This is a genomic window from Serratia sp. root2 (assembly GCF_031931805.1).
Taxonomy (GTDB): domain Bacteria; phylum Pseudomonadota; class Gammaproteobacteria; order Enterobacterales; family Enterobacteriaceae; genus Serratia; species Serratia inhibens.
Map to the genome: position 1 here is coordinate 1,163,559 of NZ_JAUJXB010000001.1, position 14,325 is coordinate 1,177,883.

The window sequence follows — 14,325 nt, forward strand, 5'->3', positions numbered from 1 at the left end:
ATGGCGCAGTTCTTTATTCGGCGGCCGGTGTTTGCCTGGGTGATCGCGATCATCATCATGCTGTGTGGCCTGATGTCGATCAACTCGCTGCCCATTTCGCAATACCCGGACGTCTCCCCACCGCAGATCGCCATTTCGGCTACCTATCCGGGCGCTGATGCGGAAACCCTGGAAAACAGCGTGACGCAGGTCATTGAGCAACAGCTCACCGGCCTGGACGGCCTGCTGTATTTCTCGTCGACCAGCAGTTCCGACGGTTCGGTGAGCATCAGCGTGACCTTCGATCAAGGTACCGATCCGGACATCGCCCAGGTGCAGGTGCAGAACAAGGTGCAGCAGGCGGAAAGTCGCTTGCCGTCTGAGGTCACCTCGCAAGGGGTAACGGTCAAGAAATCGCAGAGCAGCTTTTTGCTGATCGTCGGTCTGTACGATGAGACCGACAAGGCGACGATGGCCGATATCTCCGACTATCTGGTCAGTAATCTGCAAGACCCGTTGTCGCGCATTAACGGCGTGGGCGACGTGCAGGTGTTTGGTTCGGAATACGCCATGCGTATCTGGCTGAACCCGACCAGGCTGGCGTCCTATTCGCTGATGCCGTCCGATGTGGAGACGGCGATTGAGGCGCAGAATACCCAGGTTTCTGCGGGTAAGGTCGGCGATCTTCCGGCCGGTGCCGACCAGCAACTGACCGCCACGGTCAAGGCGCAATCGCGGCTGCAAACGCCGGAACAATTTCGCAATATTATTCTGAAAAGCGACAGCAGCGGGGCTCTGGTGCGCCTGGGCGACGTAGCGCGGGTTGAACTGGGCAATGAGGATTACTCTTCCAGTGCTCGCCTGAACGGCCACCCGGCGGCGGGCATTGCGGTCAAGCTGGCCGCAGGGGCCAATGCGCTCAACACTGCCAAACTGGTCAAGGCCAAGGTGGCGGAATACCAGTCGTCCATGCCTGACGGCTACAAGGTCGCGTACCCGAAAGACAGTACCGACTTTATCAACATCTCGATTGAAGAAGTGGTGAAGACGCTGTTCGAAGCGGTGGTGCTGGTGGTGATCGTGATGTTCATCTTCCTGCAGAACCTGCGTACGACGCTGATCCCGACCATTACCGTGCCGGTGGTGCTGCTCGGCACCTTTGGCGTGCTGGCGGTGTTTGGTTATTCGATCAACACCCTGACGCTGTTTGGCATGGTGCTGGCCATCGGGCTATTGGTCGATGATGCCATCGTGGTGGTGGAGAACGTCGAGCGCGTGATGCGCGAAGAGAAACTGCCGCCGCGCGAAGCGACGGAAAAGTCGATGAAAGAGATCACCGGCGCATTGGTGGGTATTGCGATGGTACTGTCTGCGGTGTTCCTGCCGATGGCGTTCTTCGGCGGGTCCACCGGGGTTATCTATCGCCAATTCTCCGTCACTATCGTCTCTTCCATGGCGCTTTCGGTGCTTCTGGCGCTGACGTTGGCACCGGCGCTGTGCGCCACCTTGCTGAAACCCGCCCATGAGGAACTGACCGACAAAGGCCTGCTGGGCAAATTCAACCGGGGTTATAACCGGCTGCAGGCGAAGTATGCCGACAAAGTCGGCATGGTGATCCACCGCCCCATGCGCTATCTGCTGATGTACGGTCTGTTACTGATAGCGGCCGCCGTCATGTATATGCGTCTGCCTACCGGCTTCCTGCCCAACGAGGATCAGGGGATGGTGATGGTGCAGTATACGCTGCCGGCCGGCGCTACCGACGCCCGTACCTCGGTGGTCAGCGACGAGGTGAAGGATTACTTCCTGAACAATGAGAAAGCCAACGTCAATACCATCTTTACCATCAACGGTTTTGGCTTTAGCGGCAGCGGCCAGAACGCCGGCATGGCCTTCGTCAGCCTCAAGGACTGGAGCCTGCGCAGCGGCAGCGAGAACACCGCTGATGCGATTGCCAAACGCGCCATGGGGCACTTTGCCAGTATCCGCGATGCTCAGGTGTTTTCGATGAGCCCGCCGTCGATCGACGGGTTTGGCCAGTCCAACGGGTTCACCTTCGAGTTGCAGGCCAAAGGCGCAACGACCCGCGCGGAATTGCAGGCGATGCGTGATCAAATTGTTGCCGCCGCCGGTAAAAATTCTGGCCTGATCGCCGTGCGCGCCAACACCTTGCCGGACACCCCGCAGCTGCAGGTGGATATCGATAATGACAAGCTGCAAGCGTTGGGTCTGAGCGCCGGCGATGTCAGCAGCACCCTCACCAGTTCTTTCGGCAGCACCTATGTTAACGACTTTATCGACCGCAACCGGGTGAAGAAAGTCTATATGCAGGGGGATGTGGCGTTCCGTTCAAAACCGGAGGATCTGGATAAGTGGTTTGTGCGCGGCAGCTCAACCAGCACCGGTTCAGGCACGACCACGACCAGCATGACACCGTTCTCGGCCTTTGCCTCATCCCGCTGGATCTACGGGCCGGAAAACCTGTCGCGTTATAACGGGCTTTCGTCGTTCGAAATCACCGGCGAAGGCGCTCCGGGCACCAGTTCGGGCACCGCGATGGATGAAATGGAAAAACTGGCGGCGAAGTTCTCCGCGGGCAGCAGCTACTCTTGGAGCGGGCTTTCTTATCAGGAGCGCCTGACCAGCGGCCAGGCGGGATCCTTGTATGCCATCGCGCTCTTAGTGGTGTTCCTGTGCCTGGCGGCGTTGTACGAGAGCTGGTCGATCCCATTCGCGGTCATGATGGTGGTGCCGATGGGCGTGGTGGGTTCGCTGTTGGCAGTCACGCTGCGCGGTCTGGAAAACGACATCTACTTCCAGGTGGCGCTGTTGACCATTATTGGCCTGTCTGCGAAGAACGCCATTCTGATCGTGGAGTTTGCCGAAGAGAAGTACCAGCACGGAGAAACGCTGATCGCCTCGGCGGTCGAAGCATCCCGTATGCGCTTGCGACCCATCCTGATGACATCGCTGGCGTTTACCGCCGGGGTGTTGCCGCTGGCGATCTCCACCGGTGCCGGCGCCAACAGCCGAATAGCCATTGGCACCGGGATTATCGGCGGCACCCTTACCGCAACGCTATTGGCAATCTTCTTTGTTCCTTTGTTCTACGTTTTGGTACGCCGGGTATTTGCACGTAAACCGGTCGTCGCCAAACAGGTAGAAACTACCGCGCCACAGGCAGGAGAATAATGTGCTGCAACGTTTGATAACCCTGACATTCCCCCTGTTACTGGCAGGCTGTATTTCTCTGGATCCGGACTACCAGCGGCCACAGGCGCCGGTACCGGCAAACCTGCCGCAAGGTGCCGCCTATGCCACGCCGAGCGGTAAGCTTTCGCTGAGCTACCCGGATATCCCGTGGCGCGATTATGTGGTGGATGCGCTGCTGCGGCAGGTGGTGACGATGGGGCTGAGCAGCAGCCGTGACCTGCGCGAAGCGATCGCCAACATTGAATCGGCACGCGCGTTATACGGTGAACAGCGTTCCGAACTGTTCCCAACCATCAACGCAGGGGTGGATGGCACGCGCTCACGCTCCTTGACCGGCAACGGCAATGCGACCGCGATCAGCCAAAGTTACGAAGCCAGCGCCAGCACCAGTTCATTTGAGCTGGATCTGTTCGGTAAAAACCGCAGCCTGTCGCGCTCAAAATTCGAGACCTATCTGGCGGAGTCAGAGGCGGCAAAAAGTACGCGCCTGACGCTGATCGCCGATATCGTCACCGACTGGGTGAACGTGGCGGCGGAACGCAGCCTGTTGACGGCCGCCAAAGACACGATGGAAAGCGCCAGGCTGTCGCTGGAAGTGACGCGTAAAAACCAGCAAAACGGCATTTTGTCGATGGTGGATGTGGCTTCGGCGGACACGGTTTATCAGCAGGCGCGTTCAGACGTCGCCAGCTACACCACCAGCGTCGCACAGGCGAAAAACGCGCTGGATCTGGTGGTGGGGCAAAGCGTGCCCGAAAGCCTGTTGCCGAGCGGGATCGAGGGGCTGTCCGGTATCATGAAAGACATGCCGGCCAATGTGTCGTCGCAGGTGCTGCTGAACCGGCCGGACGTACTGGAAGCCGAGCATAATCTGAAGTCGGCCAACGCCAGCATCGGCTCCGCGCGCGCGGCGTTCTTCCCGTCGATCAGCCTGACCGCCAGCGGCGGCGTGGGCAGCGGGGAGCTGTCGTCGCTGTTCAGCAAGGGCGCCGGCGTCTGGTCCTTTGCGCCGAGCATCAGCCTGCCGATCTTCACCGGCGGCTATAACACCTCGCAGCTCAACTACACCAAGGCGCAAAAGGATCTGTACGTCGCCACCTATGAAAAAGCGGTGCAGACGGCGTTCCAGGAAACTGCCGATGCGCTGGCGCGCAAAGGCACCATTGGGGAGCAACTGGCGGCGCAAACCGGCTACGTGGCCGCCTCGCGGGAATATTATCGCCTGGCCGAACTGCGTTATCGCCACGGCGTGGATACCTACCTGAACATGCTGGACGCGCAGCGGACGCTGTACACCGCTCGCCAATCGTTGATCAGCGCGCAGCAAACCGAGTACCAGAACCTGATTACGCTGTATAAGGTACTGGGGGGCGGCATTACGGCGGAGAAGCAGGGGGATAGCGTGGTCGCCAATAGCGCGACCCTGACCCGTTAAATTTCTTCGCAGTCAATAAACCGATTACGCAGGGGGTGTTATCACCCTGCGTTTTTATATTTATCCGGCAAGAGAAATGTAAAGAAAGGGAAAATAACCCCGACCCGCAGAACTCGATACAATAAGAAAGGTCAGAGAAATATCGCATCTTTCCCGCAGCCAAATATATTGAGGTTGAAATGGACAGTGATATTCAGCAACAAGTAATTTCCGTTATCGACAGATATAACGCGCCCGGTTTTCTTAAAAAGGGCATTGCCGTCACTCTGAATACCGAGATAAACAAAGAGCTTAGCCTGACCTTGCCGATGTCGGAGACGCTGATGCACGGCTACTTCGATACCTTCGACATAGACAACAGCAGTTATAATCACGAGCTGTATTTTCGGCAGGAGTCAAAGTCGGGAATATTATTCTCCGGGTCGTCTCGCCGCATGAATAACTGGGATCTGGAGATGGAAAGGATCCGGCCGCTGTATGTTTACATGCTGGTACGATCCGCCCGGGCTAAACGCTGGCTTTATGATATCCATTTTCTGATTGAGCAATTAAAATGATGCGAAACCGATGCAAACAACATAACGCATTATTTTCTGTTGCCAGACGCTAAATTAACGCCGCCGGGAAATAGAACTTCTTATGAATACCCTATGGCTTTCACGTTGCAGCGCGCTGCGGTTTGGAGGGCGAGAGTATGGAGGCAGCATCAGAATGATGCCTTGTGTTGTTGGCCCGCATGTCCGATTGCGGGCCATTTTTATACCGGGATTATTGCTCCAATACCTCGGCAAATTTCGCCAGCCACTGCGGATGCGCCGGCCAGGCCGGGGCGGTCACCAGATTGCCGTCAACGTGAGCCTGATCGATACCAATATCCGCATAATGGCCCCCGGCTAACTGCACCTCAGGAGCGCAAGCCGGGTAGGCGCTGCAGGTTCTGCCTTTCAACACGTTGGCGGCTGCCAGCAGTTGCGGGCCGTGACAGACGGCGGCTATCGGTTTGCGTGCGGCGTCAAAAGCCTGCACCAACTTGATCACCTGTGGATTCAGGCGTAAATATTCGGGCGCTCTGCCGCCGGGGATCAACAGGGCGTCATAATCCTCCTCTCGTGCGGCGGCAAAATCGGCATTCAGGATAAAGCGGTGGCCGGGTTTTTCACTGTAGGTCTGCGCACCGTCAAAATCATGGATAGCCGTCATGATGTAGTCGCCTTTGACTTTATCGGGGCAGACGGCATCCACCTGGTGACCAATCATCTGCAATGCCTGAAACGGCACCATGGTTTCATAATCTTCGGCATAGTCGCCGACCAGCATCAGGATCTTTTTCTTGCTCATGGGGAGATTCTCCGGAGGGGGAAAGGATCCCTAACATATAGCTTATAGGGGCAGGGAGCGCGAACCCGTGTCAGGCTTTTTGATACCGCCGTGATTCAGGGGATAGCCCCCTTATTCGGTTCTCTCGGGCCTGTTTTTTCGACACTTTATTGAATTGAGTCCCCCCGCAAAAACAGGCCATCAGCACATATAGATGATGGTTATCATTAAATAAATTGACTTCTTAGATTATGATCATCATGATTGCTGACGGCGGCGCAGTGGGGTACTCCGATTATCCGCCACTCGAATAATGCCGTTGGCGACAGCATGCCAATACACGCCGTACAGCCGGTATCTCTTTAATTATCAATGTGGAAACTAAACTTATGACAACATCTACAGTCCTCATTACAGGCGCTTCTACCGGTATTGGCGCCGTTTACGCCGAGCGCTTCGCGCGCCGCGGCCACGACCTTGTGCTGGTCGCTCGCGACAAGGCAAAGCTTGATACCCTTGCCGATCGTTTGCAAAAAGAACACGGCATTACCGTCGATGTACTGCCTGCCGACCTGACCCAATCCAGCGATTTGACCAAGGTAGAAACACGCCTTCGCGAGGATACTCAGATAGGCATTCTTATCAATAACGCGGGCATCGCGCAGTCCGGCAATTTTATCGAGCAGACGCCAGACTCGATAGAGCAACTCATCGCACTCAACACGACCGCACTGACGCGCCTTTCCTGCGCGGTGGCACCACGGTTTGCGCAAGCGGGTGAAGGTTCGATCGTCAACATCAGCTCGGTAGTGGGGTTGGCACCGGAATTTGCCATGTCTGTCTATGGCGCAACCAAGGCTTTCGTCCTGTTCTTGTCTCAGGGCATGAATATTGAGCTGTCGCCGAAGGGGGTTTATGTTCAGGCCGTACTGCCTGCCGGAACCTATACGGAAATCTGGGAGCGTGCCGGCATCGACCTCAACACATTGCCCAAAATGATGGAGGTGGGGGAGCTGGTCGACGCCGCGCTGGTCGGCTTTGATCGCCGTGAACTCGTCACCATCCCGCCGCTGCACAACGCAGCACGCTGGGATGCGCTCGATACCGCGCGCCAGGCTCTGTTGTCTGACATAAAGCAAGATGAAGCCGCAGAACGGTATAAGGCCGTCTAGCAAAATAACCACTCTCTGCAGATCAATATCAAACGGCCTTGTCGGGTGTTCTGCAGAGAGTTAATCCGTTCCACTGCGGGTTCAAGGCGAAATAACGCCTCATGAAGGTGAAGTGAATGCATTTATCAGCAAACGTAACGCGGAGAATAAATAACAGATGAAAAATAAAACGATGAAAGCACTCACCTTCAAACGTTATGGCAAATCGCCTGAGATAGATTTCACCGAGGTGGCTTGCCCTGCGCTGAAAGCCGATGAAATCCTGGTTAAAGTCTATGCCGTCGGCCTGAACCCGGTCGACAACATGATCCCAACCGGAGCATTTAAAGCCGTACTCTCTTTCCAGCTTCCTGCCACCCTGGGTAGCGATTTGTCGGGGGGCGTCACCGAGGTTGGCAGTCGCGTGACGCGCTTCAAGCCCGGCGATGCCGTCTTCGCCAGCATTTTCGATCAGGGTACGGGGTCTCTCGCCGAATTTGCCGCAGTACCCGAAAGCGCGGCGGCAATGAAACCGGCAAATCTGGACTTCGTGCAGGCGGCGTCGCTGCCGATGGTCGCACTCACCTCCTGGCAGGCATTGAAAGAGCGCGCCAGACTTCAGCCGGGCCAAAAGGTGTTCATCCCCGCAGGCTCCGGCGGTATTGGCACCTTTGCGATACAGTTGGCAAAATATCTTGGTGCAACGGTGGGAACGACCACCAGTACGGGCAACGTGGAATGGGTGAGCAGCCTTGGTGCAGACGAGGTGGTTGACTACAAGCAGCAAGACTTCGAAAAAGTGTTAAGTGGCTACGATGTGGTTCTTGGCACCATCAGGGGCGATTCCCTTGAAAAATCCGTCAGTATCCTCAAGCCTGGCGGCAGTATCGTCTCTCTCATCGGCCCCCTGGATGTGGCGTTCGCCCAGGCCCGGCGGCTAAACGTCTTTTTGAGGCTGGTCTTCGGGTTAATGAGCCGCAAGATAATGCGACTGTCGAAAAAACGAGACGTTACCTACTCATTTCTCTTCGTTCGTCCTGAGGGGAATCAGCTCACCGAGATCGGCAAACTCCTGGAAAACGAGCGTATCAGGCCTGTGATCGACAAGGTATTTCTTTTTGAGGAAGCAAAGAATGCGCTTGCCTACCTCGCTCAGGGGCGGGCGAAAGGCAAAGTGGTCATCAAAATGAATGAATCTACCCAGTGAGCAACCCGGGAAAGGTAATGAGCAGGGAAATATCCGCGTTATTGCCGATGACCGGCACTTAAAAAGGCTTTGCGCTAAAGGGAAATATCCCGGCCCGCAAAGCAGGCCGGGCAGTACAGAACATTAACTCAGGTATTAACCTGGGTAAATGCCACGCTCTTTACGTGCGGTAAGGATACGCTCACAGGCGACGATATAAGCCGCTGTACGCAGGCTGCACGTTTTCTCTTCGGCCTTGTTCCAGACGTGAACCATAGCGTCGGTCATGATCTTGTCCATACGCTCGTTGATTTCGCTCTCGCTCCAGAAGTAGCTGGCCATATCCTGCACCCATTCGAAGTAACTGACGGTCACGCCGCCGGCGTTACAGATAACGTCAGGCACTACGGTAATGTTGCGTGAACGCAGCACGTCGTCCGCATCCGGATAGGTTGGGCCGTTAGCGCCTTCCAGTACCAGCTTGGCGCTCAGGATTTCTGCGCGCTGGCGGGTTATCTGGCCTTCCAGCGCCGCAGGGATCAGGATATCCATGTCAACCGACCAGAAGGCTTCGCTTTCAATCTCTTTGGCGCCAGGGAAGCCCGCGATCTGCTTGTTCTTGGTCTGCCATTCGGTCAGCGCGGCCAGGTCGATGCCTTCCGGGTTGAACAGGGTGGCCGAGTGGTCCTGAATCACCACTACGCGGGCACCGACGCCAACGAACAGACGAGCGGCTTCGCTGCCCACGTTACCAAAGCCCTGCACCGCGACTTTAGCGCCTTCAATTTCAACACCAAGACGCTTGGCCACTTCGCTGCCGGTGACGAACACGCCGCGGCCGGTGGCTTTTTCACGGCCCAGAGAACCGCCGAGGTGAATAGGCTTGCCGGTGACCACGCCAGTGATAGTGGTGCCGTGGTTCATGGAATAGGTATCCATCATCCAGGCCATGACTTTCGAGTTGGTGCCGACGTCCGGCGCAGGAATATCTTTCTGCGGCCCGATGATAAAACCGATTTCGCTGGTGTAGCGGCGGGTCAGTCGCTCCAGCTCGCCTTCAGACAGTTTGAAAGGATCGACGCGGATACCGCCTTTGGCACCGCCGTACGGCAGGTTGACCGCCGCACATTTGATGGTCATCCATGCTGACAACGCCATGACTTCATCGAGATCAACATCCGGATGGTAACGGATGCCGCCTTTGCCCGGGCCGCGCGACAGGTTGTGCTGAACGCGGAAACCTTCGAAGTGGCGGATAGAACCGTCGTCCATCTGCAATGGGATGTCGACAATCAGCGCACGCTTGGGATGACGGAGGGTATCAACCCAACGAGACAGGTCACCGAGGTAAGGTGCAACGCGGTCGATTTGTTGCAAGTAGGTGGCCCAGGCCGTTGTGCTGCTTTCTGAAGCGTAGGATAGCTTTTCCATAACCAACCTTTTTTTATCTAGGTATTTATTTTGTTTAACCGTGGATTACTAAGTGCATAACACTTTTGCGACGCTAAATTTACCATTAAACCTGCCGGTTGTTAGCCCCCCTTGATCGGGCTGCAGGCCGGTTCCCAATGGGTTTTGATGGGTAAAAATGAATAGTTAATTACTTTTGTCGGGAGGTTACGTGGGGTATTCATGCTTTATGCACAAAAAACGCATAAATTTTGCCTTTATCTATTTGTCAGAAGCTTGAATGTGATCAAAAAGTTTCATTTTATTTAAGCATCGTGTTGACAATGCCGTTTCCTGACGGCCGCGGGGAATTCCTGTTAAAACGGCCTGATATCGCGTTTTTATTAAACGAAATCGGCTTCAACTGGCTGATATATTGAAAATCTTATGCCATTAACAAATTGCATACGCAAAATGTGGGCAACAGCGCAGTTCGAAATGTCGTTTTATGATGAGCGGCAATATTCACTTTCCGTTAACAAAATGGCGGGTGGCAATTTTGCCGCTTCTGGCTCCAAATGTTCTATCAACGCAGCGGCGAATCGAGGAGCAAGCAGCTGCAGGACGGCCGCTCTCCCGCTCGGCATTCCACGGCAAGTAAGGTATGCTAAGCGGCTGTCCAGATGATGAAAATCGGCCAATATCATCATGCTTATCGCTACGGAGAAACAGCCCGGTGCTGAAACCCACGTCTCAACTTGAATTATTGCAGTCGGTCGCCGACGGTATCGCAGCCCTGTTTTTCCCTAACGTGGAAGTGGTGATACACGATCTGTCGACCAACAAAGTCGTCTACCTCGCCAATAACCTGTCGAAACGCAAACCGGGTGACGATGCCGGCCTGGACGATTTTGATATCAACAGCGGCGCGCCGGTCACCGGTCCTTACGAAAAGCTCAATTGGGATGGCAAAAAAATGCGCTCGGTGAGCATTCCCGCCCGCGATGAACAGGGTAATCCGAGCTATCTGCTGTGCGTTAACCTGAGCACCGGCATGTTTGAGGACGCCAGAAACGCGCTGGACATGTTCTTGTCGGTGACGCGTTTGCAACCGCAACCGCAGCAGCTGTTCAAGGATGACTGGCAAGAGAAGATCAATACCTTCCTGCATGAGTGGCTCCGCCTTCAGAGCACGTCGCTGGCTTCATTGAGCCGTGAGCAAAAAAAGCAATTGGTGATCGATCTCTACAATGAAGGCGCATTCAAGGCCAAAAGCGCCGCCGATTATATCGCCAACGTATTATCCCTTGGCCGCGCAACGGTCTACAAGTATCTGAAAGAGCTAAAAAAAGGCGAGGGTGCCCCCTGAGAAGCCCTCGCCGAAAAAGCGGGAGGATCCCCGCTTATGCCTCAGTAAAGGGTTAAACGATAAAATCCGTGTTGGCGTTAGCCTGGCCGACGATCTTGAGCAGGAAATCCGGTTGCCAGCCGGTGTTGTCTGCATCGTGACCGCGCAGATCCAATGCCAGAACGCTGTTGCCGCTATTGAGGGTTAAGGTCGCTTCGTGGGCCTCGCCAGTGAACGCCTTGACGAAGTTGATTTCACCGGCAAACGCGCTCAAATCAATTTTGTCGACGCCGGTGGTGAAGTCCTTGATCCAGTCTGGCGTTTTGACGGTGGAATTCGAGGCGGCGGCATAAGCGAAGGTGTCTTTGCCTGCTCCACCCCATAAGGTATCCGCACCTGCACCGCCAAAGATAAAGTCGTTGCCGGCGCCCCCTTTCAACTGGTTGTTCAGTGTATTACCGACCAGAATATCGTTACCACTGCCGCCGATGGCGTTCTCAATGCGGGTGCCCTGAGTAATGGACACATTGCCCTTCAGCCCGCCAACGTCAGAAAACGCGCCCTCGTTAAGGTTAATGCGTTGGTTGCCGGCAAAGCCGGAAAAATCGAAGGTGTCATTGCCACCGGTGTCCCAGGCACTGAAAATCAGTTTGCTGTTGCTGTCGGTGGCCGACAGATAACCGCGCCCGGTATTCGAATGGAAGCCATAAACGGTGCTCGTGTTAAACGCCGTGGTGTTGGCACCGTACAGGTATTGCATACCGGCAATATCATCCATCAACGGGGCTGACGCGTAATAGCCTTTGAAGTCGCCGATAGTGGGGTTGGACGCCGGGCTAACCTCGGAGAAATAGCTCATTATGGAAAACTGGTTGGTGTCTTCCGCGTAGGCTGCGTCATTTCGATAGGTGGGAGCGCCGCCGTTATAGCTTCCCGGGTGATCAAGCCCCAGCGCATGGCCAATTTCATGGGTAAAAACCTGTGCGCCGTAACCCCCGCCTGAGGCAGGATCGCGGTTTTCTGGCAGATCAAGAACCCATACCTGGCCTGACATGTCTTTGCCCCAATCGTCGAGGATAGGTTGGTTATTTTCTAACGTATGCGGATACAACGCATAGTTAGAGTCATCATCTTTAACCTGAGTAAAATTGCCGAATTTGATCTGCGCATTTTGGCTTTGAGAAGCGGGCAATTCCTTAAATTTCAGGTTGGCGACATCGGCCCAGGCTTGCAGTGATGCTTTGGCAAACGCCCTTTGCGTAGCGTCCAACCCGCTTAACCCGCCATCACCATAGCCATTTTGATCATGCTCACTCCAGGTCGGGAAGGCAAAAGTGACCGTTGCGCCTTTGCCTGTCGCCTCCTGGCCTGTGCCATTCCAGGTTAGCAATGGGCGAGCCAGGTTGATCCCTGCCGACTCGGCGCTCTGAGACGCTTTACCATTCAGGGTAAAACTACCGCGCTCCTGATAATGCCAGAAGAGATCGATACTTTTATAAACGGATGGATCATTGCCGTCAGCCAAAACGGACTTATCATATTGGCTATAGATGTAGTTTTTCCCACTCATTGATTGCTGCCCCTCATTTTACCTACTGTTACGGTTTGTTCGGCCACCTGTGCCTTCGCTAATGCCACGATGAACGAGGATATATCGCTGGTGGGGAAAAAGGGCGAAAGGATACGCCAAAATAAATCGATAATGCTATTACATGTGATTGAATCACTTTTATAATCCAGAAAATCTAGTCATGACTCTTTGTGCTGTACACTCTTCCGAGGGAAAAAGTAACTTTCCAAACAGGAAGTAATTGTTTTGAAGAAAATAAAAACAAATGGTTATTCAGATGGCGCCATTCCAACCATTTCAATCGCAACGCGGTACAGTTTCCTGGTGTAATCACAGGATTGCGCTTCTATTTCCTCCACTAAATAGGCCAATACGCCTGATTTGTTGACGGTTTTTTTTCCTGCGGCGATATGGGAAAAGCATTTATCCAATATTGCATAGACTTCTGCATTGATATCTTCCACGTTGCCGGTAAGGCCAAAAATTTTGATGTCTATACCTTGCTTCATTGCTGTTTCTCTCGATGTCGTTGCGTTAACAAAGTGCAGATCTATTTTTAATCATCAAGATGATTATCTGGGGGAAGGGCGGCCTGTAAGTGAGTTTTTATAAAATCTACGCAGCTACGGATGAGATGCGTTTTTTTCTCCTGGCTCTTGATGACCGCGATGATATCGGCAGATTGCCGGTAATGCGGTAAAACCCTGACCAATACCCCAGAGGCCAATTCCGGGGCTGCCCCCCAGAGCGGCAGCATGGCGATACCGTGATTTTTAATCGCCCAGGTTTTGACTACGTCGCTGTGACTGGCGGACAGCGTACCGCTCACTTTAACTTTTTTTTCTGTCCCGTCGTGGCTGTCCGCAAGCCTCCACAGTCCCATACTTTCCTCGCGAGGGCGGTACAGGATACAGTTATGATTGCTGAGATCGTCAAGCTCCGCAGGGGTGCCGTGGCGTTTGAGATAGAGCGGCGAGGCGCAAAGCACACGAAAGCTGGTGGCTATTTTGTAAGCTACAAGGTGTGGCTCTTTCACGCTGCCAATACGGATATCGATATCAATATCGTCTGCAATCAAATCGTTCTGTTGATTGGTCAGATCCAGCCATATGTTTAAGCCGGGGTTTTGCCGCTCCATTAAAGACAATACCGGTGCCAGATGGTTTTGGCCCAAATAAGTATTACAGCTGATCCTCACATTACCGCTGGCCACGTCCTGCAAGGCATTTATGCCAAAAATGGCATCTTCAACGTCGCCAAGAATATCTTTAACTTTACTAAAAAAGAATTCACCGCTTTTACTCAGCATCACCTGGCGGGTAGTACGAACAAAAAGCTTGGTATCCAGAGCTTTTTCAAGCGAATGGATACATTTAGTTACGTATCCAGGTGTAATACCCATTTCCTGAGCTGCCCGGTTGAAGCTAAGCCATTTGGCTACAAGGAAAAACAAGTTTAAATCCCATAACGATATTTGTTTGGGTAAGGTTTTAAGTACGGACATGCAGGCATTCTCATGTAAAATATACGGATATCCCCATCATAAATATCAGGCTGCGATCAATGGGTGATAGACTGCACTTAAATAAGTAAAGTAATCACAAAAATGAGCATTTCCGTGACTGTGCGCAGTTTACCTGAAAAACATCAGCTGTAAATTCCGACCTTTGTCGATGAGTAAATTTCACATTGAGCATTGCTTGCAGGAAACTCATATAACCACATACTATAAACTTA

At 53.9% G+C, this 14,325-nt stretch carries 11 protein-coding genes; 6 read left to right on the plus strand and 5 right to left on the minus strand.

Annotated elements, in window-relative coordinates; genetic code table 11:
• From QZQ97_RS05435 to QZQ97_RS05445, 3 genes are all read left to right on the plus strand, one after another.
• Positions 1–3,171: an efflux RND transporter permease subunit gene (locus QZQ97_RS05435; protein ID WP_311992589.1), complete on the plus strand. Its 3,171-nt coding sequence runs from the start codon at positions 1–3 to the stop codon at positions 3,169–3,171.
• 1 nt (position 3,172) lies between these two features.
• Positions 3,173–4,627, plus strand: coding sequence for an efflux transporter outer membrane subunit (locus QZQ97_RS05440; protein WP_311992590.1), 1,455 nt, complete (start codon positions 3,173–3,175; stop codon positions 4,625–4,627).
• Between the two features lie 179 nt (positions 4,628–4,806).
• Positions 4,807–5,184: a DUF1493 family protein gene (locus QZQ97_RS05445; protein WP_311992591.1), complete on the plus strand. Its 378-nt coding sequence runs from the start codon at positions 4,807–4,809 to the stop codon at positions 5,182–5,184.
• Between the two features lie 211 nt (positions 5,185–5,395).
• Here QZQ97_RS05445 and QZQ97_RS05450 read toward each other — a convergent pair whose 3' ends face one another.
• On the minus strand, positions 5,396–5,965 hold the full coding sequence (locus QZQ97_RS05450; protein ID WP_004944657.1) for a DJ-1/PfpI family protein: 570 nt from the start codon (positions 5,963–5,965) through the stop codon (positions 5,396–5,398).
• A 368-nt stretch (positions 5,966–6,333) separates the two neighbouring features.
• Between QZQ97_RS05450 and QZQ97_RS05455 the strand changes: the two genes are divergently transcribed.
• On the plus strand, positions 6,334–7,116 hold the full coding sequence (locus QZQ97_RS05455; protein ID WP_311992592.1) for an SDR family NAD(P)-dependent oxidoreductase: 783 nt from the start codon (positions 6,334–6,336) through the stop codon (positions 7,114–7,116).
• Positions 7,117–7,273: 157 nt separating this feature from the next.
• A complete protein-coding gene (locus tag QZQ97_RS05460) occupies positions 7,274–8,302 on the plus strand; it encodes an NADP-dependent oxidoreductase (protein WP_311992593.1) in 1,029 nt (342 codons plus the stop codon).
• 135 nt (positions 8,303–8,437) lie between these two features.
• Here the strand turns inward: QZQ97_RS05460 and QZQ97_RS05465 are convergent, their stop codons facing one another.
• Positions 8,438–9,712, minus strand: coding sequence for a Glu/Leu/Phe/Val family dehydrogenase (locus QZQ97_RS05465; RefSeq protein ID WP_311992594.1), 1,275 nt, complete (start codon positions 9,710–9,712; stop codon positions 8,438–8,440).
• Between the two features lie 694 nt (positions 9,713–10,406).
• Between QZQ97_RS05465 and QZQ97_RS05470 the strand changes: the two genes are divergently transcribed.
• Complete coding sequence (locus tag QZQ97_RS05470; RefSeq protein ID WP_311992595.1) at positions 10,407–11,039, plus strand: helix-turn-helix transcriptional regulator; 633 nt, start codon at positions 10,407–10,409, stop codon at positions 11,037–11,039.
• 52 nt (positions 11,040–11,091) lie between these two features.
• Here the strand turns inward: QZQ97_RS05470 and QZQ97_RS05475 are convergent, their stop codons facing one another.
• The 3 genes from QZQ97_RS05475 to QZQ97_RS05485 all read right to left on the minus strand — a co-directional run bounded on the left by QZQ97_RS05475 (position 11,092) and on the right by QZQ97_RS05485 (position 14,092).
• Positions 11,092–12,588, minus strand: coding sequence for a serralysin family metalloprotease (locus QZQ97_RS05475; RefSeq protein ID WP_311992596.1), 1,497 nt, complete (start codon positions 12,586–12,588; stop codon positions 11,092–11,094).
• A gap of 269 nt (positions 12,589–12,857) precedes the next feature.
• Entirely contained in the window at positions 12,858–13,097 is a 240-nt protein-coding gene (locus QZQ97_RS05480) for a hypothetical protein (protein ID WP_311992597.1), read from the minus strand.
• A 47-nt stretch (positions 13,098–13,144) separates the two neighbouring features.
• Positions 13,145–14,092 (minus strand): LysR family transcriptional regulator, encoded by a 948-nt coding sequence (locus QZQ97_RS05485; protein WP_311992598.1) that lies wholly within the window; start codon positions 14,090–14,092, stop codon positions 13,145–13,147.
• Positions 14,093–14,325 lie beyond the last annotated feature (233 nt).

Excerpts from the sequence above, each read along its gene's own strand:
- QZQ97_RS05465 (WP_311992594.1), bottom strand. The coding sequence starts at position 9,712 with ATGGAAAAGCTATCCTACGCTTCAGAAAGCAGCACAACGGCCTGGGCC.
- QZQ97_RS05475 (WP_311992596.1), bottom strand. The coding sequence starts at position 12,588 with ATGAGTGGGAAAAACTACATCTATAGCCAATATGATAAGTCCGTTTTG.
- QZQ97_RS05455 (WP_311992592.1), top strand. The coding sequence starts at position 6,334 with ATGACAACATCTACAGTCCTCATTACAGGCGCTTCTACCGGTATTGGC.
- QZQ97_RS05435 (WP_311992589.1), top strand. The coding sequence starts at position 1 with ATGGCGCAGTTCTTTATTCGGCGGCCGGTGTTTGCCTGGGTGATCGCG.
- QZQ97_RS05460 (WP_311992593.1), top strand. The coding sequence starts at position 7,274 with ATGAAAAATAAAACGATGAAAGCACTCACCTTCAAACGTTATGGCAAA.
- QZQ97_RS05485 (WP_311992598.1), bottom strand. The coding sequence starts at position 14,092 with ATGTCCGTACTTAAAACCTTACCCAAACAAATATCGTTATGGGATTTA.
- QZQ97_RS05450 (WP_004944657.1), bottom strand. The coding sequence starts at position 5,965 with ATGAGCAAGAAAAAGATCCTGATGCTGGTCGGCGACTATGCCGAAGAT.
- QZQ97_RS05480 (WP_311992597.1), bottom strand. The coding sequence starts at position 13,097 with ATGAAGCAAGGTATAGACATCAAAATTTTTGGCCTTACCGGCAACGTG.
- QZQ97_RS05445 (WP_311992591.1), top strand. The coding sequence starts at position 4,807 with ATGGACAGTGATATTCAGCAACAAGTAATTTCCGTTATCGACAGATAT.